Source organism: Pseudonocardia sp. EC080619-01 (assembly GCF_001420995.1).
In the GTDB taxonomy this organism is placed as follows: Bacteria; Actinomycetota; Actinomycetes; order Mycobacteriales; family Pseudonocardiaceae; genus Pseudonocardia.
The window spans coordinates 2,107,002-2,129,313 of the sequence record NZ_CP012184.1; the positions used below are offsets into that span (position 1 = coordinate 2,107,002).

Here is a 22,312-nt window from a genome sequence, read left to right on the forward strand (position 1 = left end):
ACGGACCCGTGGCCCAGACCCGCATCCCCGCCGAGAACCGCACCGAGTTCGGCAAGGGCGCAGCCCGCCGCACCCGCCGTGCCGGCAAGATCCCCGCCGTCCTCTACGGGCACGGCACCGACCCGGTGCACCTGTCGCTGCCGTCGCTGGAGTTCGCGGCCGTCGTCCGTGACCAGGGCCGCAACGCCGTGCTCGAGCTGGACGTCGACGGCAGCAAGCCGCAGCTCGCGCTGACCAAGACCGTGGTCGTGCACCCGCTGCGCCCCTACATCGAGCACGTCGACCTCCTCGTCATCAAGCGGGGCGAGAAGGTCGAGGTCGAGCTGGACGTCGTCGTCACCGGCGACGCCGCCCCGGGCTCGCTGGTCACCCAGGACCTGAACACCGTCCTGGTCGAGGCCGACGCGCTGAACATCCCGGAGAACATCGAGGTCTCCGTGGAGGAGGCCGAGATCGGCACCCAGTACTACGCGAAGGACCTGCGCCTGCCGAACGGCGTCGAGCTGCGCACCGACGAGGAGTACCTCGTCGTGCAGGTCGTCCCGGCCCCGACCGAGGAGGACCTGGAGGCCGAGATCGACACCGAGGGTGCCGGTGTCGTCGAGGACCCGTCCGACGACGAGGAGGCCGCCGGCGAGTCGGCCGAGGCGTCCGAGTCCTCCGAGGGCGACTCCGACAAGTGAGTGCGGTGCCGGGTCCCGCGCTCGTCGTCGGGCTCGGGAACCCGGGCCCGGAGTACGAGGGGACCCGGCACAACGTCGGTACCCGCGTCGCCGCCCTGCTGGCGGCGCGGGCCGGCGCCGGCCGGTTCTCGGTCCACAAGCGGTCGAACTCCGACGTGGCCCAGGGCCGGCTGGCCGGCCGCCCGGTGACCGTGGCCGTCCCCCGGACGTACATGAACCTCTCGGGCGGTCCGGTCACCGGTCTCGTGAAGTACTTCTCGGTCCCGCCGACCGAGGTGATCGTGATCCACGACGAGCTGGACCTCGACTTCGGCCTCGTCCGGCTCAAGCGGGGCGGCGGCGAGGGCGGGCACAACGGCCTGCGCTCGATCAGCCGCTCGCTGGGGACGAAGGACTACCTGCGGGTCCGGTTCGGCATCGGCAGGCCGCCGGGTCGTCAGGACCCGGCGGACTACGTGCTCAAGCGGTTCTCGGGCGCCGAGAACAAGGAGCTCGACCTGGGGCTGGACCTGGCCGCCGACGCCGCCGAGGCGCTGCTGTCCGACGGCCTGGAGCCGGCCCAGAACCGCTTCCACCCGCTCTCGGGCTGACCCCCTGACCCCGCGGGGTCAGCGCGGGGCGGTCAGCAGGTCGGCGGTGGCGGCGCGGCGGAGCTTGCCCGACGGCGTCTTCGGCAGGCTCCCCGGCGCCAGCACCGCGACCTCGGCGGGCCGGACCCCGACCGCGGACACCACCCGGCGGACGACGTCCGCGCGGATCGCCTTCACGGCGTCGTCGGTGTCGGCGCCCTTCGCCTCCACCGCGACGGCGAACGACTCGCGGTGCCGGCCCTCGCCCGCCGCGATCCGCACCGCGACGACGTTGCCCGCACGGACCCCGTCGGCCTCCCCCGCCGCACGCTCGATGTCGGTCGGGTAGATGTTGCGGCCGCCCATGATGATCACGTCCTTGGTGCGGCCGCAGACCACGACGGCGCCGCCGTCGGTCAGGTAGCCCTCGTCGCCGGTGTCGAACCACCCGTCTGCGTCCTGTGTGGACAGCGGGCCCTCCACGGTCAGGTAGCCGGGCGTCACGGCGGCACCGCGCAGGTGCAGCACGCCGACCTCGCGCGGCCCCAGGTCCGCTCCCCCGGAGCCGACGACCTTCACCTCGATGCCGGGCAGCGGCGGTCCGAGCTCCGGGAACCCCCGGGCCGGGGCGGCACCGGCCGGCGTCGCGCGGCGGTGCGCCTCGAGCTCCTCGGCGTCGACCCGGTCCACCGCGAGACCGGTGTGGACCGGTGCGAACGCCACCCCGAGGGCGGTCTCCGCCATCCCGTAGGCGCACAGCACCGACTCGGGACGCAGCCCGAACCGGGCACCGGCCGCGGTGAACGCCTCGACCGCCGCGGGATCGACGGGCTCGGCACCGTTGAGCGCGATCCGCAGCGAGGACAGGTCGAGCTCGCCGTCGTCGACCCGGGCGAGCTGGCGGGCCAGCACCGCGTAGGCGAAGTTCGGGGCGGCGGTGACCGTGCCGCCGTAGCGCGAGATCAGCTCGGCCCACAGCCGTGGCCTGCCGAGGAAGTCGGCCGGGGTCACGGTGACGAGATCCAGGCCGACCGTCATCGGGACGGTCAGGAACCCGACCATCCCCATGTCGTGGAACAGCGGCAGCCACGACACCATCCGGTCGGTCGCCACGTCGAGCTGCGACGCGGTCACCATCGAGCCGATGTTCGCGTGCAGGTTCCCGTGGGTGATCCGCACGGCCTTCGGCGCGGCCGTCGACCCGCTGGTCAGCTGCAACAGCGCGGTGTCGCCCTCGTCGGCGACGTCCGCGGCGGCGGTGAAGGCGTCCGGGTCGCCGTCGAGCGAGTCGAGCGTCCGGAACGCGACCCCCTGCTCGGTCAGCACCGGCGCCAGCGCGTCGAACGGCGGCCCCAGCAGGACCATGGCCGCGTCGACCATCTTGAGCGTGGTGACGGTGTCTTCGGCCCAGACCGCCAGGTCGGTGCGGGGGGTCGGCTGGTGCAGCATCGTCACGCTGCCCCCGCACAGCCAGACCGCCTGCGCCGCGGGGGCGATCTCCGCGGGCTCGCCCGCCAGCACCCCGACCGCACCGCCGAACGGCAGCACGGGCTCGCCCGACGCGCCGGGCCGCCGCAGCGCGTCCGCGGACGCCAGGGCCGCCCGGTGCACCTCGGCCCAGCTCCGGCGGACCGGCTCGCGCGGCTCACCCGTCGTCATCCCGCGGGCGTCCCGATCGGGACCGGTCGCGGACTCCAGCATCATCGCCAGGAAGCGGGACATGGGCCCGACACTAGCGACGAATCACCCGTCCCCGCCGCGAAGATCGGTGACCGGCGGACCCGGACGGCCGCGGGCGTAGCATCCGGCGCCATGGGCGAGCAGCAGATCGGCACCCCTCCCACGGAGCTCTCCTCGGCGGTCGACGCGGTCCTGCCGGGAGCGCGCACCGACCTGGAGGCGCTGGTCCGCATCCCGAGCATCTGGGCCGACCCGGCGCACGCCGAGGACACCCGGCGCTCCGCCGACGCGGTCGCCGCACTCGCCCGCGACGCCGGCGCCTCGGAGGTGCGGGTCCTCGCCGCCGACGGCGGGGCACCGGCCGTCGTCGCGCACTGGCCCGCGCCCGAAGGCATGCCGACGGTGATGCTCTACGCCCACCACGACGTCCAGCCGACCGGCGGCGACGACAACTGGACCAGCCCGCCGTTCGAGCCGACCGAGCGGGACGGCCGGCTCTACGGCCGCGGCGCCGCCGACGACAAGGCCGGCGTCATGACCCACCTGGCGGTGCTTCGCGCCTACGACGGCCGGCCACCGGTCGGCGTGACGCTGTTCGTCGAGGGCGAGGAGGAGTCCGGCTCGCCGACGCTGTCCGCGCTGCTGGCCGAGCACCACGCCGCGCTCGCCGCCGACGTCATCGTGATCGCCGACGCCGCGAACCCGGCCGTCGACGTCCCGGCGCTGACCACCAGCCTGCGCGGTCTCGTCGACGTCGTCGTCGAGGTGTCGGTGCTGGAGCGGCCGGTCCACTCCGGCGTCTACGGCGGTCCGATCGGGGACGCGCTCACCGTGCTCTGCCGGACGCTCGCCACGCTGCACGACGACAAGGGCGAGGTCGCCGTCCCCGGCCTGGTGCGCAGCAGCTCGGACGCTCCCGACCCGGACGAGGCCACCTACCGCGCCGACGCCGGCCTGCTCGACGGCGTCGAGCTGCTGGGGACCGGCAGCATCCCGGACCGGGTCAACCTCTCCCCCGCCGTCGCGGTGCTCGGCATCGACGCGCCGAAGGTCGCCGAGGCGTCCAACGTGCTCCTCCCCCGTGCCCGGGCGATGGTCAGCATGCGGCTCGCACCCGGGCAGGACGCGGCCGAGGCCCAGCGGGCGCTCGCGGAGCACCTGGAGCAGAACGTGCCGTGGGGCGCGCAGGTGGCCGTGACGCCCGGGGCCGGGGTCGCCGAGCCGTTCAGCCTGTCCTCCACCGGTGCCGTGTACGACCACGCCCGGGCGGCGTTCTCCGCGGCGTTCGGGAACGCCGCGGTCGAGGCCGGCATCGGCGGCTCGATCCCCTTCATCGCCGAGTTCGCGCGGACCTTCCCCGGAGCGGCCGTGCTGGTCACCGGCGTCGGCGACCCGGCGAGCCGCTGGCACGGGATCGACGAGAGCCTGCACCTGGGCATGTTCGGCCGCGGGGTGCTGGCCGAGGCGTTGCTGCTGCGGCGGCTCTCCGGGACGGGCTGACCGCAGCCGGCGGAATGCGGCGGGCCCGGACCGGGTACCACTGCACCATGAAGTTCGGCATCGCGACGTTCGTGACCGACGAGGGCATCCGCCCCGGCCCCCTGGGCGCGGCCCTCGAGGAGCGCGGGTTCGACTCGGTGTGGCTCGCCGAGCACTCGCACATCCCGACCAGCCGGGAGTCCCCGTACCCGGGCGGCGGTGACCTGCCCCGGGTCTACTACCGCACGCTCGACCCGTTCGTCACGCTCGCCGCGATGGCGGAGACCACGACGGACCTGTTGCTGGGCACCGGCATCGCGCTGATGCCGCAGCGCGACGTGATCCACACGGCGAAGCAGTCGGCGAGCGTGGACCTCGTCTCCGGCGGACGGCTGCTGTTCGGCGTCGGGGCCGGATGGAACCGCGAGGAGATGCGCAACCACGGCGTCGACCCGACGAGGCGCGGCAAGCTGATGACCGAGCAGCTGCACGCCCTGAAGGCGCTGTGGACCGAGGACGAGGCCGAGTTCCACGGCGACCACGTCGACATCGAGCGGTCGTACTGCTGGCCGAAGCCGGTCCGTTCGCCGCACCCACCGATCTACCTGGGTGGGGAGAGCGAGGCGGCGCTGACCCGGCTCGCCGAGGTCGGCGACGGCTGGCTGCCGCGGGGCCACGCGTCCTTCGACGAGATCAAGCAGGTGCGGGCGGATCTCGCCGGACGCGGCAAGCCGGACGTCCCGACCACGGTGTTCGGGGCGCCCGCCGACCCGGACGTGGTCGCGGGCTACGCCGACGCGGGGGTCGAACGGGTGACGTTCATGCTCCCGACGCGGCCCGAGAAGGAGACCCTGACGACGCTCGACGAGCTCGCGGAGGTGGCGGCGAAGGCACGCTGATCCCGTCCGGCGGACGGGGCCGGTCACCGTCGGCGGAGACGAGAAACCGGCCCCGCCGTCGTCCCCCGACGGACGGCGGCGGGACCGGCTCGTCCCCCTCGTCACGACGACGCTCCCCAGCCCGTCGTGGCGTGGTCACGACGCTAGCCGGTCACCGGGGGCCCCCGGATCAGCCGAACTACGGATTTCCAACCGGATTCCCTCCTACTTCGGTAGGAGAGGTCCGGTAGGAGAACGGCCTCAGCCCTCGGCCCGCTCGGCGGCCTCGAGCCACTCGATCTCGACGGACTCCCGCTCGGCGACGACGTCGCGGAGCTCCCGGTCGAGCTCCTGCAGACGCGCCGGATCGGTCGCCGCCTCGGCCAGCTGGGCGTGCAGCTTCTCCTCGCGCTTCGTGAGCTGGTCCATGCGGCGTTCGAGGCGCTGGGCGTCCTTGCGGGCGGTGCGCTGGGCCGCCGCGTCGACCTTCGGCGCCGCGGGCCGGGCCGCCGTCGCACCCGGGGTCGCCGCGGTGGCCGCCGGACCCGCCGTGATCCGGTCCGCCGACGCGCGCCGGGCGAGGTACTCGCCTATGCCGCCGGGCAGGTGGGTCAGCGTGCCGTCGCCGAACAGCGCGACCACCTGGTCGCAGACCCGCTCGGTCAGGTACCGGTCGTGGCTGACGACGACGAGCGTCCCCGGCCAGCCGTCGAGCAGGTCCTCCAGCCCGGCGAGCGTGTCGACGTCCAGGTCGTTCGTGGGCTCGTCGAGCAGCAGCACGTTCGGCTCGTCCATCAGCAGCCTCGTGAGCTGCAGCCGTCGGCGCTCGCCGCCGGACAGGCGTCCGACGGGGGTCCACTGCCGCGACGCGGGGAACCCGAGCCGCTCCAGGACCTGCGACGCCGTCATCTCCTGCTTCCCGAGCCGCACGTACTTGGCGACGGCCTCGGTCGCCTCCAGCACGCGCATCTCCGGCGGCAGGTCGACGAGCTCCTGGGTCAGCTGCGCCATCTTCACGGTGCTGCCCTGCACCCGCCGTCCGGCGTCGAGCTCACGGTCCCCGGACAGGGCCCGCAGCAGCGTCGTCTTGCCGGAGCCGTTGACGCCGACGATGCCGACCCGGTCGCCCGGACCGAGCCGCCAGGTGACCCGGTCGAGCAGGGTGCGGCCGGCGATCGCGACGGTCGCGTCCTCCAGCTCCAGCACGGTGCGCCCGAGCCGGTTGGTCGCGAACTGCATCAGCTCGACGGTGTCGCGGGGCGCCGGGACGTCGGCGATCAGCGCCTCGGCCGACTCGATCCGGTACCGCGGCTTCGACGTCCGCGCGGGCGGCCCGCGACGCAGCCAGGCCAGCTCCTTGCGGGCGAGGTTGCGGCGGCGCTGCTCGGCCGCGTCGGCCTGCCGGGAACGCTCGGCCCGCGCGTAGATCCAGTCCGCGTAGCCGCCGGTGTAGGACTCGACCCGGCCGTTCGCGACCTCCCAGGTGCGGGTGCAGACGGTGTCGAGGAACCAGCGGTCGTGCGTGACGACGACGAGCGCGATCCGCCGCTCGGTCAGGTGCCGGGCGAGCCAGCCGATGCCCTCGACGTCGAGGTGGTTGGTCGGCTCGTCGAGCACGACGAGATCGAGGTCGCCGACCAGCGCCGCGGCCAGCGCGATCCGCCGCTTCTCCCCGCCGGAGAGGCCCTCGGTGGGCCGGTCGAGCGCGTCGGCGCCGGCGCCCTTCGGGGTGATCCCGAGACCGTCGAGCACGTCACGCACCCGGGGGTCGGCCGCCCACTCGTGGTCGGCGCCGTAGCCGGCGAGCACGATGTCGCGCACCGTGGAGCCGGCCGGGAAGCGGTCGTGCTGCACCAGGTGCGCCATCCGCAGCCCGCCGAGACGGCTGACCCGGCCGCCCTCGACCGGTCGCTCGTCGGTGATGACGTCGAGCAGCGTGGACTTGCCGCCACCGTTGAGGCCGACGACGCCGATCCGGTCGCCGCGCTCGACGCCCAGCGACACGCCGTCGAGCAGCACGCGCGACGCGTCACCGGGCACGTGCGCGGTGACGTTCTCCAGGTTGAGCAGGTTCTCGGGCATTCAGCTCTCTTGGTCCGTCATGCGCGTGCCGGGGGCCAGGCGCCCGAGGACGCCGGTCCGCCGCGCTCGGGCGGGGGTTCGTTCTCGTCGACGACGCGGGCGCCGCCTACCGGTCCGTGGGCGACCCGGACGGTGCGGCACACGCCCATCCCGGCCAGCTCCGTGGCGACCTCGACGGCCGCGTCGGCGTCGGCGCAGAGGAACGCGCACGTCGGCCCGGACCCGGACACCAGCCCGGCCAGCGCGCCCGCATTGACCCCGGCGCGCAACGTGCGGCGCAGGTCGGGCGCCATGGAGACCGCGGCGGCCTGCAGGTCGTTGCCCAGGTTCAGCGCGAGCCGGTTGGGGTCCCCCGAGGAGAGCGCCTCGAGCACCGGCTCGACCGGACGCTCGGTGATCTCGCCGTCGCCGCGCAGCCGGTCGAGCTCGCCGAACACCGCCGGTGTGGACAGCCCACCCCGCGCCAGCGCGATCACCCAGTGCAGGCGGTGCCGGGCCAGCACCGGGATGATCCGCTCACCGCGCCCGGTACCGAGCGCGGTGCCGCCGTGCAGCCCGAACGCGACGTCCGATCCCAGCTCGGCGGCCAGCGTGGACAGCTCGTCGCGGCCCAGCTCCATCCGCCACAGCGCGGCGAGCGCGACGAGCGCCCCGGCCGCGTCGGCGGAGCCGCCCGCCATCCCGCCGGCGACCGGGATGCCCTTGCGCAGGGTGACCCGCACGTCCGGGTCGCGGTCGGCCTTCTGTGCCAGCAGCTCGACGGCCCGCCAGGCCAGGTTGGTGGCGTCCAGCGGGACCTCGGCGACGCCGTCGCCGTGCACCTCCAGTGCCGGCTCGTCGGCGGGCTGCACCGACACCTCGTCGAAGAGACTCACCGCGTGGAAGACGGTCACGAGGTCGTGGAAGCCGTCCGGCCGCACCCCGCCGACGGCGAGGTGCAGGTTGATCTTCGCGGGGACCCGGACGGTGACCGGTCGCGGAACGGCGGACAGCACCGTTCAACCCTACGGGCCGGGACCCGGACCTGCCGTCGCCCGTCCCGATGCGTGGGCGGGCTCACCAGCGCTCCGGGCGCCACGCCGGGGTGCCCGGCTCGGCTCGGCTCGGCTCGGCCCGGCGCGGCGCGGCGCGGCGCGGCGCGGCGCGGCGCGGCGCGGCGCGGCGCGGCGCGGCGCGGCGCGGCGCGGCGCGGCGCGGAGGCATAACGGGGCGGCACCACCGCCGCGGCGACGCCGGCTGTCCGTCCGGCCGGGGAGGGGTTCCGGAAAGTCGCTGCGTGAGGAAGCGATTCGGCAGAAGAGGAAGGTCACCGCGACGGCCGCACCATGTCCGCGCGTCCCGGCATCCCGGCATCCCGACGTCCCGACGTTCCGGCGTCCGGTATCCGGTGCCGGAGTCCCGACGCCGCGTCGGCTCCGTCTGTCCGCCGGGTCGGAGTGGGGTTCCGGAAATCGCTGCCTGGGGAAGCGATCCGGCAGAAGGCACGGTGGCCGCGACGGCCGCACCGGTCTTCGCGTCCCGGCATGCGGCCGTCCGCATCCCGGTGTCCCGGTGTCCCGGTGTCCCGGTGTCCCGGTGTCCCGGTGTCCCGGTGTCCCGGTGTCCCGGTGTCCCGGTGTCCCGGTGTCCCGGTGTCCCGGTGTCCCGGTGTCCCGGCCGGATCATCCGCCCGGCGACTCCCTCGGTGCGGACGACGCAGCGGCCGCGGGCTCGCCGGCGCCGGGGCGCTGCGCGAGCAGGTGGCGGGGCGTCGCGAAGCAGGCGACGGCGACCAGCCCGACCACGAGGACGCCTGCGGGGAGCAGCACCGACTGCGCCATCGCCACGGCGAACGGCTCCCGCACCGCCTCGGGGAGCGGACCGCCGGCGACGGCCGTCTCCGGCGAGCCCCCGGACCCGCCGCCGGCCCCGGGGACCAGGGCGGCGATGCGGGCCTCCATCAGCACCGCGATCCCGGCGCTGCCCAGCACCGCGCCGACCTGCCGGGTGGCGTTGTAGATCCCCGATCCCGACCCGGCCTGGTCCATCGGCAGGTTCCGGGTGGCGCTCGTCGAGATCGGCGCCCACACGCACGAGTTGGAGATGCCGAGCAGCGCGATCGGCAGCACCAGCTGCCAGACCGGGGTGTCCGGGCCCATCGCCAGCGCGAGCCACAGCAGCCCGGCGACGAACGTCGCCATCCCGAACCCGCCGATCAACCGCGGATGGATCCGGTCGGTGAGCCGCCCGGTCCACGGCGCGAGCCCGCCGGACAGGATCGCCAGCGGCGCCAGCAGCAGCGCCGCCTCGGTGGGGGTGAACCCGCGCACGCTCTGCGCGTAGATCATCAGCGGGAAGCCCTGCGCGGTGATCGCGAAGCCGACGGTGCAGATCGCGATGTTGGCCAGCGAGAAGTTGCGGTCCCGGAACAGCTGGAGCGCGACGAGCGGCTCGGACCGCGTCCGGGACTGCCACCACACGAACACGACGAGGATCCCGGCGCCGACGAGGATGGACGTCCACACCAGCGGGCTCCAGTCGTACTTCTGGCCCTCCTGGATCCCGAACACCAGCAGGAACATCCCGGCCGCGGACAGCACGACGCCGACCAGGTCGAACCGTCGCCGGGAGGTCGGCAGCGACGGCACCAGCCGCCACACGGCGACGAACGCGACGACGCCGAACGGCACGTTGACGAAGAAGATCCACTCCCAGCCGAGACCGCCGACCAGCAGCCCGCCGAGGATCGGCCCGGCCAGCGTCGCGACCCCGGCGACGGCACCCCACAGGCTCATCGCCCGGCCACGCTGGGCCGCCGGGAACGTGCGGGTGATCACCGACATCGTCTGCGGGGTCATCAGCGAGGCGCCGAGGCCCTGCGCGACCCGCGCGACGATCAGGCCGCCGACGGTCGTCGTGAGCCCGCACCACAGCGACGCGAGCGTGAACACGGCGAGCCCGGCCAGGTACACGTGCTTCGGGCCGAACCGGTCCCCGAGCCGGCCGGTGATCAGGAGCGGGACGGCGTAGGCCAGCAGGTAGGCGCTGGTCACCCAGATCACCGAGTTGACGTCCGCGCCGAACGCGGCCAGGAGTGCCGGCGTCGCGACGGTCACGATCGTCGCGTCGACCAGGATCATGAAGAACCCGATGACCAGGGCCCACAACGCCGGCCACGGGCTCGTCCCGTCCGTGCCGACCACTCGCCCGCTCGCCCGTGTCACCCCGACATGATGCGGCCCGCCGCGTCCGTCGCTCCGCTCACCCCCACGTACCGGTGCGGGTCAGCGGTGCGCGGCGACGGCGGCGAAGTCGGTCACCGACAGGCGCTCGGCGCGCGTGGTCGGGTCGATCCCGGCCGCCCGCAACGCGGTCTCGGCGGCCGCCGGGGATCCCGCCCAGCCCGCGAGTGCCCCGCGCAGGGCCTTGCGGCGCTGGGCGAACGCAGCCTCGATCACCGCGAAGGTCGCGTCCCGGTCCGCACCGGACGGCGGGTCGTGCCGGGTGAAGGCGAGCAGTCCGGAGTCGACACCGGGAACCGGCCAGAACACCGCCCGCGGGACGGGACCGGCGCGGCGGGCGTCGGCGTACCAGGCGAGCTTGGCGCTGGGGGCGCCGTACTGCCGGGAGCCGGGGCCGGCGGCGAGCCGGTCGGCGACCTCGGCCTGCACCATGACCAGCCCGCGCTCGAGGCTCGGCAGCTCGGCGAGCAGGTGCAGGATCACCGGGACCGCGACGTTGTACGGCAGGTTCGCCACGATCGCGGTGGGATCCGCAGGCCGGGCCCCGCCTGCGTCGGCGGCGAGCTCGGCGGCGGAGACCCGCATCGCGTCGGCGCCGGTGACGGTGAGCCGGTCGGCGAGACCGGGTGCCCGCTCGGCGACCGTCTCCGGGAGCAGCTCCGCGAGCACCGGGTCGATCTCGATCACGTGCACGCGGGCGGCCACCGGGAGCAGTGCCAGGGTCAGCGACCCGAGCCCGGGCCCGACCTCGAGCACGACGTCGTCGGCGCCCACACCGGCCGACTTCACGATCCGGCGGACGGTGTTCGCGTCGTGCACGAAGTTCTGGCCGAGCTTCTTGGTGGGTCGCAGCCCGAGCCGGTCGGCCAGCACCCGGACGTCGGCGGGGCCCAGCAGCCGGGCGGTCCCGTTCTCGCTCACGCGCCCATTCTCGCCGGGACGGCGGACGGGCGGCCCGCCGGGATCAGCTCAGGCCGAGCTTGGACGAGCAGGACGGCCAGGCGCTGTAGCCGCCGCGGTCGTCCTTCACCTTCTCGGCGACCGAGATCTGCTCCTCGCGGCTGGCCTTGTCCGCGGTCGGGGCGTACTGGTCGCCGCCGTAGGACTGCCAGGTCTGCTTGTCGAACTGCAGGCCGCCCTGGTAGCCGTTGCCCGTGTTGGTCGACCAGTCGCCGCCGGACTCGCACTTGGCGAGCTTGTCCCAGGTGGCGCCGTTCGAGACGGCGGGCGCGGCGGACTTCGCCTTCTCGACGACCTCCTCGGCCTTCTTCTTGGTGCCGACCTTCACGACCCGCGGCGTGGCCGGGGTGTCCTGGCCGGCACCGATCCGGTCGCGGGCGACCTCGCGGCCCTTGTCGTAGGTGACCCGCCAGATCACGCTGCGCTCGCCCTCACGGCCCGGGTCGACGACGGTGCGGGTGCCCTCCTCCAGGGAGGGGTCCTGCACCTCCTGCTCGGGGACCGGGAGCTTCTGCGACTCGACGATCTGGGCGTCGACGATGTCCGCCCCGGACGTCGGCGCCGCGACCGGCGCGAACGACGTCGACGGGGAAGCCTGGCGCTCCAGCGACATCGACGCGGTGCCGAGGTCGGTCGCGTTCGAGGCGAGGTCGGCGCGCAGCGACTGTGTCGCGTCGCCCGGCTCCGGCGCCATCACGGCGACGGCCAGGCCCGCGGTCGGCACCGAGAACAGCGCGGCCGCGGCGACGGTGCGGACGCCCGTCTTCGACGGTCCGCCGCGGTGCCTGCCCTCGTAGCTGACGTACCCGGCCTCGTCGCCGGAGAGCCCGGCGGGTGCGGCGGCACCACCGGACAGGGGAAGGGGACGCGTGACGTCGTCGTCGGGGGTCGGAACAACGCTGCGCTCGAACATGACTTCCCGTGGGCTCGGCTGTCCGGGACAAGGCCATGACCTGCGGAGACGACGACCGGCGCGGTACCGGGGAGCGGAACCTCTGCTGGGGAGCGGACCGGTCGTCGTCCCGCGGGTCGGGGGAGCGACCCCGTCCCGGCGGGTACGGCCGACGACGTTAGCGGACCGTGACCGGACCGAGGCCATCGGACACGGGACCGGCGACGAGCGGCCCGTGATCGACGCCGAGTGACGAGGACCCCGACCTCCGCTGCGTTGGGCGGTGTTATTCGGTTGCGTCCAGCCGAAAGATCCGTTCGGCGTTGCGTCGTGCCGACTCGGCGACCCGGGCTTCCGTCTCCCCGCGGGTCGCCGCGATCCCGCGGACGGTCCACGGCAGGACGTACGGCTCGTTCGCCCGCCCGCGGTGCGGGTGCGGGGTGAGGAACGGGGCGTCGGTCTCCACCAGGTACCGGTCGTCGGGCACGAGCGCCGCCGCGGCGCGCAGCTCGTCGTTGCGCTTGAAGGTGACGGGCCCCGCGAACGACAGGACGTACCCGGCGTCGACGCACTCGCGGGCCATCGCCGCGTCGCCGGAGAAGCAGTGGAAGACGACGTCGTCGGGGGCGCCCTCCTCGCGGAGGATCCGCAGGACGTCGTCGTGCGCGTCCCGGTCGTGGATCATCAGCGGCTTGCCGGTGCGCTTGGCGAGGCCGATGTGCCAGCGGAAGGCGTCCTGCTGGGCCGACGGCGGCGCGTGGTCCCAGTAGTAGTCCAGGCCGGTCTCGCCGATGGCGACCACCCGGTCGTCGGCGGCGAGCCGCTCGATCTCGGCGAGATCGGCGCCGGACACCGACGCCGTACGGGTGGGGTGCAGCGCCACCGCCGCCCACACCCGGTCGTCGGCGTGCGCCGCCCCGACCGCCCAGCGGGCCGCGACGAGGTCGTCGGCGATCGTCACCACCCCGGCGACACCGGTCGCCGCCGCCCGGTCCAGGGCGGCGACGACGTCGGCGTCGGTCTCGCAGCCGCACGCGTCGAGGTGCGTGTGCGAGTCGATCGTCGGTGCCGCGAGCGGCTCCGGCGGATCCGGGCGGGGACGGCGGCCGTGCGGGCCCTGGGTCTCCGACGGCGCGCTCACTGCTGGATCGGTGCCCACTCCGGACCGGTCTCCCCCAGCTCCGGCGGGAGCTTGGCGAAGATCGGCGTCGGCTTGGCCAGCGGACGGCCGACCTCGACCGGGGTGGACCCCCAGTGCGCCTGCTCGGCCGCGTAGTCCCCGGTCAGGACCGGGTACGACGGCCCGTCGCCGAGGTCGTCGACCTCCTGGCGCTCCGGCTGCGCGGCCCACACCCCGGCACCGCCCAGCGCCTCGTGCACCTTCTGGGCCGAGTGCGGCAGGAACGGGGTGAGCAGGGTGTTGGCGTCCTGCACGACCTGCAGTGCCGTGTGCAGGATCGTGTCCCGGCGCTCCGGGTCGTCCTTGCGCTTCCACGGCTCCTGGTCGGACAGGTACCGGTTCGCCGCGGTGACGACCCGCATCGCCTCGCCGGCGGCCTGCTTGAACCGGTTCCGGGCGAGCAGCCCGCCGACCGTGTCGAACCCGGCCCGCGAGACCGCGAGCAGCTCGGCGTCGGCCTGCTGCGGGGCCGTCGGCGCCGGGATCGCACCGACGTTCTTGTGCGCCATCGAGACCGACCGGTTGACGAGGTTGCCCCACTCGTTGGCCAGCTCGAAGTTCACCCGGCGGACGAACTCGTCCCAGGTGAAGTCGACGTCCTGGTTCTCCGGACCGGCGACGGCGATGTGGTACCGCAGCGCGTCCGGCCCGAACTCGCGGAGGAAGTCGCCGACGTAGATCACGGTGCCGCGCGAGGTGGAGAACTTGGAGCCGAGCATCGTCAGGTACTCCGAGGACACGACCTCGCTGGGCAGGTCGAGCTTCCCGTAGCGCCCCGGGTCGCCCCCGCGGTCGCCCTGCCCGTTGTGTCCGAGCAGGATCGCCGGCCACATCACCGAGTGGAAGGTGATGTTGTCCTTGCCCATGAAGTAGAAGGCCTGGGCCTCGGGGTCGGTCCACCACTGCTTCCAGGCGTCCGGGTCGGGACCGCGGCGGGCCCACTCGACCGACGCGGACAGGTAGCCGATGACGGCGTCGAACCAGACGTAGATCTTCTTCATCGGGTTGTCCGACCAGCCGTCCAGCGGCACCGGGACGCCCCACTCCAGGTCCCGCGTGATCGCCCGCGGCTTCAGGTTCTCGGCCAGGTTCGCCGAGAACTTCAGCACGTTCGGCCGCCAGTCGGTGCGGGTCGACAGCCACGACCCGAGCGCCTCGGAGAACGCGGGCAGGTCGAGGAAGAAGTGCTCCGTCTCGACGAACGACGGGGTCTCCCCGTTGATCTTCGAGCGGGGGTTCTCGAGGTCGGCCGGGTCGAGCTGGTTGCCGCAGTTGTCGCACTGGTCGCCGCGGGCGCCGTCGTAGCCGCAGATCGGGCAGGTGCCCTCGATGTAGCGGTCCGGCAGCGTGCGCCCGGTCGACGGGCTGATCGCGGCGAGCTGGGTCCGCGGCACGATGTACCCGTTCTTGTACAGCGCCGTGAACATGTGCTGCACGACCTCGTAGTGGTTCGAGGTCGTGGTGCGGGTGAACAGGTCGTAGCTCAGGCCGAGGCCCTGCAGGTCCCGGGTGATGACGTCGTTGTACTTGTCGGCCAGCTGCCGCGGGGTGAGCCCCTCGGCGTCGGCCTGCACCTGGATCGGTGTGCCGTGCTCGTCGGTGCCGGAGACCATCAGCACCCGGTCCCCCGCCATCCGCCGGTACCGGGCGAAGACGTCGGAGGGCACACCGAACCCGGACACGTGGCCGATGTGCCGGGGGCCGTTGGCGTAGGGCCACGCCACGGCGGTCAGCACGGCTTTGCTCATGCCCTCCAGCGTATTCACCGGGGCCACCGCCTTCCGCGGCGGCACGGCCCGGCGGTGTGTCCGACCGTGTGTGTCCGCTGTGGAAACGGCCCCGCACCGGACCCGCGGTGCCATGATGACGGTCATGGACCGTGCCGAACAGGACCGCGAGGGGCTCCTCGACGCGGCCCTCCAGCAGTGGGTGGACGGCGGCTGGCCCGCCGTCGACCCGGTCGCCGCGGCCGCGCGGGCGGGGCTGCCCGGGACGGCCGCCGCGGAGTTCCCGACCGGCGCCGACCTGGTGTGCGCGGTGTTCGACGCGATCGTGGACGAGCGCGCCGCGGCCATGCTGCAGGCGGCGGCGTCCGCCCCGACCCCCGTCGACCGGTTCCGGGCCGTGATGGCGGCGATGCTCGACGACGTCGCCCGCGACCCGCGACGGGTCGTCGTGCTGGCCGACGCGTTCGGGTGCCCGCCGCTGGTCGCCCGGCGGCGCAGCGCGAACCGCGGGTTCGGCGAGCTGATGGCCGCGCAGCCGATCGACACCCGGGTCGGGCCCGACGACCTCCGCCTGGCCGGGCACTTCGTGATGGGCGGGATCGCCGAGATCGTCCTCGCCTGGCTCGACCCGGCCAGCCCGGTGGACCGGGAGCGGGCCGTCGACCACGGGGCGCGGCTGATGGAGGCGTGCGCCACCGCGCACTGAGCGCTCCCGCCCTTCCGGCCGTCAGCCCAGTGCGCGGTCGAGGTTGATCGCGGAGCTGATCAGCGACAGGTGGGTGAAGGCCTGCGGGAAGTTGCCCAGCTGCTCCCCGGTCAGTCCGATCTCCTCGGCGTAGAGCCCCAGGTGGTTGCCGTAGGAGAACATCTTCTCCAGCGCGATCCGGGCGTGCTCGCGCCGTCCGGCGCGGGTCATCGCCTCGACGTTCCAGAACGAGCACATCGAGAACGTGCCCTCCTCCCCCTCGAGACCGTCCGGGGAGTCCTCGACGTCGTAGCGGAACACCAGGGTGTCGACGACGAGGGTGTCGTTGATCGCGTCCAGGGTCGCGGCGAACCTCGGCTCGGTCGGGGCACAGAACTTGACCATCGGCATGAGCAGCACCGAGGCGTCCAGCGTGGTGGCGCCGTAGCGCTGGACGAACGAGCCGCGCGGGCCGACGTCCGGGTCCCAGCCGCGGTCCATGATCTGGTGGTAGATCTCGTCCCGGGTCGTGGTCCACGCCCCGACGTCGCCGGGCAGCCCGCGCCGCCGCGCCATCCGGATCATCCGCTCGACCGCGACCCAGCACATGAGCCGGGAGAACACGTGGTCCTGGCGGCCGGCACGGGTCTCCCAGATGCCCTCGTCGGGGGCGTCCCAGTGCCCGCGCAGCCACTCGAGGATCGCGCAGAGGTTCGTCCAGTCCTCGTGCCCGACGCCCCGGCCGTGCTTGTCGTAGAGGTAGACCGAGTCGATGATCTCGCCGTAGATGTCGAGCTGGAGCTGCCCGGCGGCGCCGTTGCCGCACAGCACCGGGCGGGACCCGCGGTAGCCCTCCAGGTGGTCGAGCTCGATCTCGGCCGGAACGTCGTCGCCGTCGATCGTGTACATCACGCGGAGCGGTCCCTGGGCGCCGTCCTCGGGCTCCACGAACCGGTCGGTGAGCCAGTCGATGAACGCCCCCGCCTCCTCGGTGAACCCGAGCCTCAGCAGGGCGTAGAGGGTGAAGGCCGCGTCGCGCATCCAGACGTAGCGGTAGTCCCAGTTCCGCTCCCCGCCGAGCTGCTCGGGCAACGCCATCGTCGGTGACGCGATCACGGCGCCGGTCGGTTCGTGGGTGAGCATCTTGAGGGTGAGCGCGGAGCGGTGCACCCGCTCCCGCCACCGCCCCGTGTACGACGACCGCTTCAGCCAGTCCTTCCAGAACGCGACGGTGCCCTCGAACAGGTCGTCGGCGCCGTCGTCGCAGGGGTCGGGTCCGTCGCCGTCGACCTCCAGGACGAAGACCTCGGTACGGCCCTCCCGGGTGTCGAACTCGGCCCGTGCGGCGTGGTCGACGACCGACAGCTCGACCGTCGAGGTCAGGTCCAGCACGATCCCGCTGCCGGTGAACCGGATCCCGGCGCCGCCCGTCACCACCTCCGGCACCTCGCGGGCGTAGTCCGGGCGCGGGACGACGTCGACGACCATCGGCACCGATCCCCGCACCCCGGTCACCCGGCGGACGAGGCGCTGCCGGTGGCCTGCGTCGTGCGGGGCCAGCAGCACCAGGAAGTCCTGCACCTCGACGATGCCGTCCGCGGTGAGGAAGCGGGTGATCAGGATGTTCGAGTCGGGGTAGTAGAACTGCTGCTGGGTGGTCAGCTCGGTGTCGTCGGTCCGCGGCGCGAGGCCCCAGTGCCCGCCGGAGCCGGCGTCGAGCAGCGAGGCGAACACGCTCGGCGCGTCGAACCGGCCGGGACAGAACCAGTCGACGGTGCCGTCCGTGCCGACCAGTGCCGCGGTGCGCAGGTCGCCGATGATCCCGTGCTCGGCGATCGGCAGGTAGCCGGTGCCGCCCGGGCCGCCCGCGCCGCTCACCCGGACACCCGCCATCCGCGCGGGCCCGGGAGGTCCAGCGCGTCCTGCGGGCCCCAGGAGCCGCGCGGGTACTCCTGCACCGGAGGCGGGTCGGCGAGCACCGGGTCACAGAGCTCCCACAACCGCTCCACCTCCTCGGTCGTGGTGAACAGCGTGCGGTCGCCCTTCATCACGTCGAGCAGCAGCCGTTCGTAGGCCTCCAGCGAGACATCGTCCGGGAAGGAGCCGGCGAGGTCCAGGCACATCCGGCCGCGGCCGACCCGCAGCTCGGGACCGGGGACCTTCGCGCGGACGTCGAGCTCCACGCTCGGCTCGTCGGCCAGCTCCAGGACGAGCTCGGTCGGCGGGCCGTCCGACGCGTCGCCCGTGAAGGAGCCGCCCGGGAACATCGTCAGGGCGGGCTCGTCGAAGCCGATCGTCACGGTGCGGCGGGTCGCGCCCATCGCCTTGCCGGTGCGCAGCAGGAACGGGACGCCGAACCAGCGCCAGTCGTCGACGTGCACCTCCAGCGCGACGAACGTCTCGACCCGGGAGTCGCCGGCCACGCCGTCCTCGTCGCGGTAGCCGGTGTACTGGCCGAACACCACGCGGGACGGGTCCAGCGGCCGGATCGAGCGGAAGACCTTCGCCTTCTCGTCGTGCAGGGCGTCCGGTGAGATCTCGTACGGCGGTTCCAGCGCGACGAAGCCGAGGATCTGGAACAGGTGCGTGGAGATCATGTCCCGGAACGTGCCGGTGGACTCCATGAACGACGCCCGCCCCTCGATCCCGATCTCCTCCGGGACGTCGATCTGCACGTAGCGGATGTTCTGCCGGTTCCAGACCGGTTCGAACAGGCCGTTGGCGAAGCGGAGGGCGAGGATGTTCTGCACCGACTCCTTGCCGAGGAAGTGGTCGATCCGGAACACGTCGCGCTCGTCGTAGACCTGCTCCAGGCCGGCGTGCAGCTCGCGGGCCGAGGCCAGGTCGGTGCCGAAGGGCTTCTCCAGCACCAGCCGGGACCGCTCGGCGATCCCGGTCCGGCCGAGCATCGCGACCATCGGGGTCATCGCCGCGGGCGGGACCGACAGGTAGACCAGCCGCCGGACGTCGGCGTCCCCCGGCCCGCGCAGGTCGTCCTCGGCCCGGCGGACGGCGTCGGCCAGGTCGGAGCCGTCGTCGGCATCGTCGGCGTCGGAGACGACGAAGTTCAGCCGGGGTGCGAGGTCCTCCCAGCCGGTGGTGTCGCCGAGTGCGTCCCGGATCCGGTCGCGGAACTCGTCGTCGGTGCCGGGTGAGTGCCGCCCGGAGCCGATCACGCGGAAGTCCTCGGGGAGCAGGCCCGCGTTCTGCAGGTGCAGCAGCCCCGGGAAGAGCTTGCGCCGCGCGAGGTCGCCGGTGGCGCCGAAGAGCACGATGACGTGCGGGGGCAGAGCCATGACGGGTCGTACCCCCGTGAACGGGGGTCGAACCGGCCCGCTTCGCCACACCGTGTCCGCGGCGTACCGTTGCACGGGTGAACGTCGATGTCACTCCGCTGCCCGGGATCGGGGTACGCAAGGAGATCGAGCTGCGCAACGGGCGCAGGGTCGGGGTCATCACGCACCGCGACGGGAAGATCGACCTGATCCTCTCCCGCGCGGACGACCCGGACGCCTGCGTCGCCGAGCTGCCGCTGACCACCGAGGAGGCCGGTGCGCTGGCGAACCTGCTCGGCGCCCCGCAGCTGGTCAACCAGCTCAACGACGAGCACGCGGACCTGCCGGGCATCACCACCCGCAAGCTGCCGATCAAGCACAACAGCCCGTACGACGCGCGCCCGCTGGGTGACACCGCGCTGCGCACCCGCACCCAGGTGTCGGTGGTCGCGGTGATGCGCGCCGGACAGGTCCTCCCCTCCCCGACCCCGGACTTCGTGCTCGCCGCCGGCGACATCGTGATCGCGGTCGGGACCACGGAGAAGCTCGAACAGGCCGCCGACGTCCTCGCGCGCGGCTGAGCCGCCTTGGACCACACCGCACTCGAACTCCTCGAGCTCGGCGCCGTCTTCTTCGGCCTCGGCCTGCTCGGCAGGCTCGCGCAGAAGATCGGTCTGTCGCCCATCCCGCTGTACCTGGTCGGCGGGCTCGCCTTCGGTTCCGGCGGGATCTTCCCGCTGGGGGACATCGGTGACTTCACCTCGCTGGCCGGTGAGGTCGGCGTCGTCCTGCTGCTGTTGCTGCTCGGGCTGGAGTACTCCGCCGCCGAGCTCGTCACGGGACTGAAGCGGTCCTGGACGGCGGGACTCGTCGACATCGTGCTCAACGCCGCGCCGGGCGTCGCGGTGGCGCTGATCCTCGGCTGGGGGCCGGTCGGCGCGATGGTGCTCGGCGGCGTCACGTACATCTCGTCGTCCGGGATCGTCGCGAAGGTGCTGTCCGACCTGGGACGGCTGGGCAACCGGGAGACCCCGGTGATCCTCTCGGTGCTGGTGTTCGAGGACCTGGTGATGGCCCTCTACCTGCCGATCCTGACGGCGCTGCTGCTCGGGGTGACGCTGTGGGGCGGGATCAGCGCGGTCACGATCTCGCTGGTCGTCATCGCCGTCGTGCTGGTCGTCGCGCTGCGCTACGGCCGCTACGTCTCGGCGATCGTCGACTCCGACGACCGCGAGGTCTTCCTCCTCAAGGTCCTCGGCGCGGCGTTGCTCGTGGCCGGGTTCGCCCAGGCCATGCAGGTCTCGGCGGCCGTCGGGGCGTTCCTGCTCGGGATCGCGATCTCCGGGTCGACCGCGGAGAACGCGACGAAGCTCCTGGAACCGCTGCGCGACCTGTTCGCCGCCGTGTTCTTCGTGGTGTTCGGCCTGACGACGGACCCGCGGGCGATCCCGCCGGTGCTGGGCTGGGCTCTGGTGCTGGCCGTGTCGACCACCGCCACCAAGTACGCGACGGGCTGGTGGGCCGCCCGCCGGGCCCGGATCGGCCGGATGGGCCGCGCCCGCGCCGGGGCCGCGCTGGTCGCGCGCGGCGAGTTCTCGATCGTCATCGCCGGCCTGGCCGTCGGCTACGCCGCGGTCCCCGCCGAGCTCTCGGCCCTGGCGACGGCCTACGTGCTGATCATGGCCGTGCTGGGGCCGATCGCGGCGCGCTACGTCGAGCCGGTCGTGCGCGCGATCCCGGTCCGGGCCCGCGCGACGGAGAAGGCGAACGCCTGAGCGGACGGCGCAGCGGGTTCCGGCGCAGCGGATTCCGGCGCTCGCTCCCGGCGCCCGTCTTCCGGGCCGCTGGTGGGTCCGCCACCGCGAAGGCCAGGGACACCTCTTCCAGGAAATCGCTGCTTCAGGCAGCGATTCGACAGGCAGGTACGGCCCCGGGTCGGCGAGCGCACATCGCAGCCGTCCTTCGACGGCGCTCGCACGCCTGCACCGTCCACGACATCGCTTCCTGAGGCAGCGATTCCACAGAGAGCGATTCCGCAGAAGGGGGCACGGCCGTGCGGCACGACGACCGCGGCAGCCTCGCCGGGACCGGCAGGTGACGGCTCAGCCGCGCGCCGCGAGCGTCGCGTTGTACAGCTCCCGCTTCGGCACCCCGGCGGCCTCGGCGACCGCGGCGACGGCGTCCTTCAGCCGCTCGCCGTCGTCGGTGCGCTCCTGGACCGCGTCGACCAGCGACTCGACCGGCGGGGCCTCGCGGGCCTCCGCGCCGGCCAGCACGATCGTCACCTCACCCAGGACGTCGCCCTCCGCCGCCCACGCGGCGAGCGAGGCGAGCGTCCCGCGCTTCACCTGCTCGTAGGTCTTGGTCAGCTCCCGGCACACCGCGGCGCGGCGGTCGGGCCCCAGCACGGCGACGGCGTCGGCGAGGGTGTCGGCGGTCCGGCGCGGCGACTCGAAGAAGACCGCGGCGCGGCGCTCGTCGCGCAGGGTCTCCAGCCAGCGCCGCCGGTCACCGGAGCGCCGCGGGGGAAAGCCGTCGAAGCAGAACCGCTCGCAGGGCAGCCCGGACAGGACCAGCGCCGTCGTCACCGCCGACGGGCCGGGGACGCAGGTGACGGGAAGGTCCTCGGCGGCGGCCGCGGCGACCAGCCGGTAGCCGGGATCGGACACCGCGGGCATCCCGGCGTCGGACACCACCAGCACGGTCGCGCCGTCCCGGACCGCGGCGAGCAGGCCGGGGAGCCGCTCGGTCTCGACGGCGTCGTAGTGGCTGACGATCCGGCCGACGTAGGTGACCTCCAGTGACGCGGCGAGCGTCCGGAAGCGGCGGGTGTCCTCGGCGGCGATGACGTCGGCGGTGCCGATCAGCTCACGCAGCCGCGGCGAGGCGTCCCGCGGGTCGCCGAGCGGGGTCGCGGCCAGGACGAGGCGTCCGGGCGTCGTCGCTGGGGAGGCGACGGACGCCCCGGGACCGGAGGCAGCGGCGGGCGACACGGGGACCA

The 22,312-nt window shown here is 73.8% G+C and carries 19 protein-coding genes; 7 read left to right on the forward strand and 12 right to left on the reverse strand.

The window, feature by feature from the left end; genetic code table 11:
- Window positions 1–8 precede the first annotated feature (8 nt).
- Both AD017_RS09780 and pth read left to right on the forward strand, forming a co-directional pair.
- On the forward strand, window positions 9–683 hold the full coding sequence (locus AD017_RS09780; RefSeq protein WP_060574006.1) for a 50S ribosomal protein L25/general stress protein Ctc: 675 nt from the start codon (window positions 9–11) through the stop codon (window positions 681–683).
- Entirely contained in the window at window positions 680–1,273 is a 594-nt protein-coding gene (gene pth / locus AD017_RS09785) for an aminoacyl-tRNA hydrolase (protein WP_060574007.1), read from the forward strand. The genes AD017_RS09780 and pth overlap by 4 nt, the downstream gene beginning before the upstream one ends.
- 18 nt (window positions 1,274–1,291) lie before the next feature.
- On the opposite strand, the gene AD017_RS09790 is transcribed toward pth, so the two are convergent.
- Entirely contained in the window at window positions 1,292–2,974 is a 1,683-nt protein-coding gene (locus AD017_RS09790; RefSeq protein ID WP_060574008.1) for a fatty acyl-AMP ligase, read from the reverse strand.
- Between the two features lie 90 nt (window positions 2,975–3,064).
- Here AD017_RS09790 and AD017_RS09795 point away from each other — a divergent pair, with 90 nt between their 5' ends.
- Together AD017_RS09795 and AD017_RS09800 are read left to right on the forward strand one after the other, a co-directional pair.
- Window positions 3,065–4,432, forward strand: a complete 1,368-nt coding sequence (locus AD017_RS09795; protein WP_060574009.1) for a M20/M25/M40 family metallo-hydrolase — start codon at window positions 3,065–3,067, stop codon at window positions 4,430–4,432.
- Between the two features lie 47 nt (window positions 4,433–4,479).
- A complete protein-coding gene (locus AD017_RS09800; RefSeq protein ID WP_060576325.1) occupies window positions 4,480–5,310 on the forward strand; it encodes an LLM class F420-dependent oxidoreductase in 831 nt (276 codons plus the stop codon).
- Window positions 5,311–5,550: 240 nt separating this feature from the next.
- On the opposite strand, the gene AD017_RS09805 is transcribed toward AD017_RS09800, so the two are convergent.
- From AD017_RS09805 to metG, 8 genes are all read right to left on the reverse strand, one after another.
- Entirely contained in the window at window positions 5,551–7,371 is a 1,821-nt protein-coding gene (locus tag AD017_RS09805) for an ABC-F family ATP-binding cassette domain-containing protein (RefSeq protein WP_060574010.1), read from the reverse strand.
- 17 nt (window positions 7,372–7,388) lie between these two features.
- The gene (locus tag AD017_RS09810) at window positions 7,389–8,366 is read right to left on the reverse strand and encodes a 4-(cytidine 5'-diphospho)-2-C-methyl-D-erythritol kinase (protein WP_060574011.1); all 978 of its coding nucleotides are present in this window, start codon (window positions 8,364–8,366) and stop codon (window positions 7,389–7,391) included.
- Window positions 8,367–8,427: 61 nt separating this feature from the next.
- A complete protein-coding gene (locus AD017_RS35230) occupies window positions 8,428–8,574 on the reverse strand; it encodes a hypothetical protein (protein ID WP_168172831.1) in 147 nt (48 codons plus the stop codon).
- 458 nt (window positions 8,575–9,032) lie between these two features.
- A complete protein-coding gene (locus AD017_RS09815) occupies window positions 9,033–10,574 on the reverse strand; it encodes a DHA2 family efflux MFS transporter permease subunit (protein ID WP_255356984.1) in 1,542 nt (513 codons plus the stop codon).
- Between the two features lie 60 nt (window positions 10,575–10,634).
- Complete coding sequence (gene rsmA / locus AD017_RS09820) at window positions 10,635–11,513, reverse strand: 16S rRNA (adenine(1518)-N(6)/adenine(1519)-N(6))-dimethyltransferase RsmA (protein ID WP_060574013.1); 879 nt, start codon at window positions 11,511–11,513, stop codon at window positions 10,635–10,637.
- A 43-nt stretch (window positions 11,514–11,556) separates the two neighbouring features.
- Window positions 11,557–12,465, reverse strand: a complete 909-nt coding sequence (locus AD017_RS37205) for a resuscitation-promoting factor (RefSeq protein WP_060574014.1) — start codon at window positions 12,463–12,465, stop codon at window positions 11,557–11,559.
- A 265-nt stretch (window positions 12,466–12,730) separates the two neighbouring features.
- On the reverse strand, window positions 12,731–13,585 hold the full coding sequence (locus AD017_RS09830) for a TatD family hydrolase (protein ID WP_060574015.1): 855 nt from the start codon (window positions 13,583–13,585) through the stop codon (window positions 12,731–12,733).
- Window positions 13,582–15,372: a methionine--tRNA ligase gene (gene metG / locus AD017_RS09835; protein WP_082399151.1), complete on the reverse strand. Its 1,791-nt coding sequence runs from the start codon at window positions 15,370–15,372 to the stop codon at window positions 13,582–13,584. Before metG ends, AD017_RS09830 begins: the two co-directional genes overlap by 4 nt.
- A 124-nt stretch (window positions 15,373–15,496) precedes the next feature.
- On the opposite strand from metG, the gene AD017_RS09840 reads away from it, so the two are divergent.
- Window positions 15,497–16,057: a hypothetical protein gene (locus AD017_RS09840; protein WP_139323760.1), complete on the forward strand. Its 561-nt coding sequence runs from the start codon at window positions 15,497–15,499 to the stop codon at window positions 16,055–16,057.
- Between the two features lie 21 nt (window positions 16,058–16,078).
- Here the strand turns inward: AD017_RS09840 and AD017_RS09845 are convergent, their stop codons facing one another.
- Together AD017_RS09845 and zwf are read right to left on the reverse strand one after the other, a co-directional pair.
- On the reverse strand, window positions 16,079–17,929 hold the full coding sequence (locus tag AD017_RS09845; RefSeq protein ID WP_060574017.1) for a glycoside hydrolase family 15 protein: 1,851 nt from the start codon (window positions 17,927–17,929) through the stop codon (window positions 16,079–16,081).
- Window positions 17,911–19,332, reverse strand: a complete 1,422-nt coding sequence (zwf, locus tag AD017_RS09850; protein WP_060574018.1) for a glucose-6-phosphate dehydrogenase — start codon at window positions 19,330–19,332, stop codon at window positions 17,911–17,913. The genes AD017_RS09845 and zwf overlap by 19 nt, the downstream gene beginning before the upstream one ends.
- A gap of 77 nt (window positions 19,333–19,409) precedes the next feature.
- On the opposite strand from zwf, the gene AD017_RS09855 reads away from it, so the two are divergent.
- Both AD017_RS09855 and AD017_RS09860 read left to right on the forward strand, forming a co-directional pair.
- Window positions 19,410–19,892: a cation:proton antiporter regulatory subunit gene (locus AD017_RS09855; protein ID WP_010225885.1), complete on the forward strand. Its 483-nt coding sequence runs from the start codon at window positions 19,410–19,412 to the stop codon at window positions 19,890–19,892.
- 6 nt (window positions 19,893–19,898) lie between these two features.
- Window positions 19,899–21,086, forward strand: coding sequence for a cation:proton antiporter (locus tag AD017_RS09860; protein ID WP_010225883.1), 1,188 nt, complete (start codon window positions 19,899–19,901; stop codon window positions 21,084–21,086).
- Between the two features lie 327 nt (window positions 21,087–21,413).
- On the opposite strand, the gene rsmI is transcribed toward AD017_RS09860, so the two are convergent.
- A complete protein-coding gene (gene rsmI, locus AD017_RS09865) occupies window positions 21,414–22,304 on the reverse strand; it encodes a 16S rRNA (cytidine(1402)-2'-O)-methyltransferase (protein ID WP_050802236.1) in 891 nt (296 codons plus the stop codon).
- Between the last annotated feature and the right edge of the window lie 8 nt (window positions 22,305–22,312).

Bases quoted from the DNA above. Each gene is read 5' to 3' on its own strand.
- AD017_RS09800 (WP_060576325.1), top strand. From the start codon at position 4,480: ATGAAGTTCGGCATCGCGACGTTCGTGACCGACGAGGGCATCCGCCCC.
- AD017_RS09805 (WP_060574010.1), bottom strand. From the start codon at position 7,371: ATGCCCGAGAACCTGCTCAACCTGGAGAACGTCACCGCGCACGTGCCC.
- AD017_RS09795 (WP_060574009.1), top strand. From the start codon at position 3,065: ATGGGCGAGCAGCAGATCGGCACCCCTCCCACGGAGCTCTCCTCGGCG.
- AD017_RS09840 (WP_139323760.1), top strand. From the start codon at position 15,497: ATGGACCGTGCCGAACAGGACCGCGAGGGGCTCCTCGACGCGGCCCTC.
- AD017_RS35230 (WP_168172831.1), bottom strand. From the start codon at position 8,574: ATGCCTCCGCGCCGCGCCGCGCCGCGCCGCGCCGCGCCGCGCCGCGCC.
- zwf (WP_060574018.1), bottom strand. From the start codon at position 19,332: ATGGCTCTGCCCCCGCACGTCATCGTGCTCTTCGGCGCCACCGGCGAC.
- AD017_RS09790 (WP_060574008.1), bottom strand. From the start codon at position 2,974: ATGTCCCGCTTCCTGGCGATGATGCTGGAGTCCGCGACCGGTCCCGAT.
- metG (WP_082399151.1), bottom strand. From the start codon at position 15,372: ATGAGCAAAGCCGTGCTGACCGCCGTGGCGTGGCCCTACGCCAACGGC.
- AD017_RS09845 (WP_060574017.1), bottom strand. From the start codon at position 17,929: ATGGCGGGTGTCCGGGTGAGCGGCGCGGGCGGCCCGGGCGGCACCGGC.
- AD017_RS37205 (WP_060574014.1), bottom strand. From the start codon at position 12,465: ATGTTCGAGCGCAGCGTTGTTCCGACCCCCGACGACGACGTCACGCGT.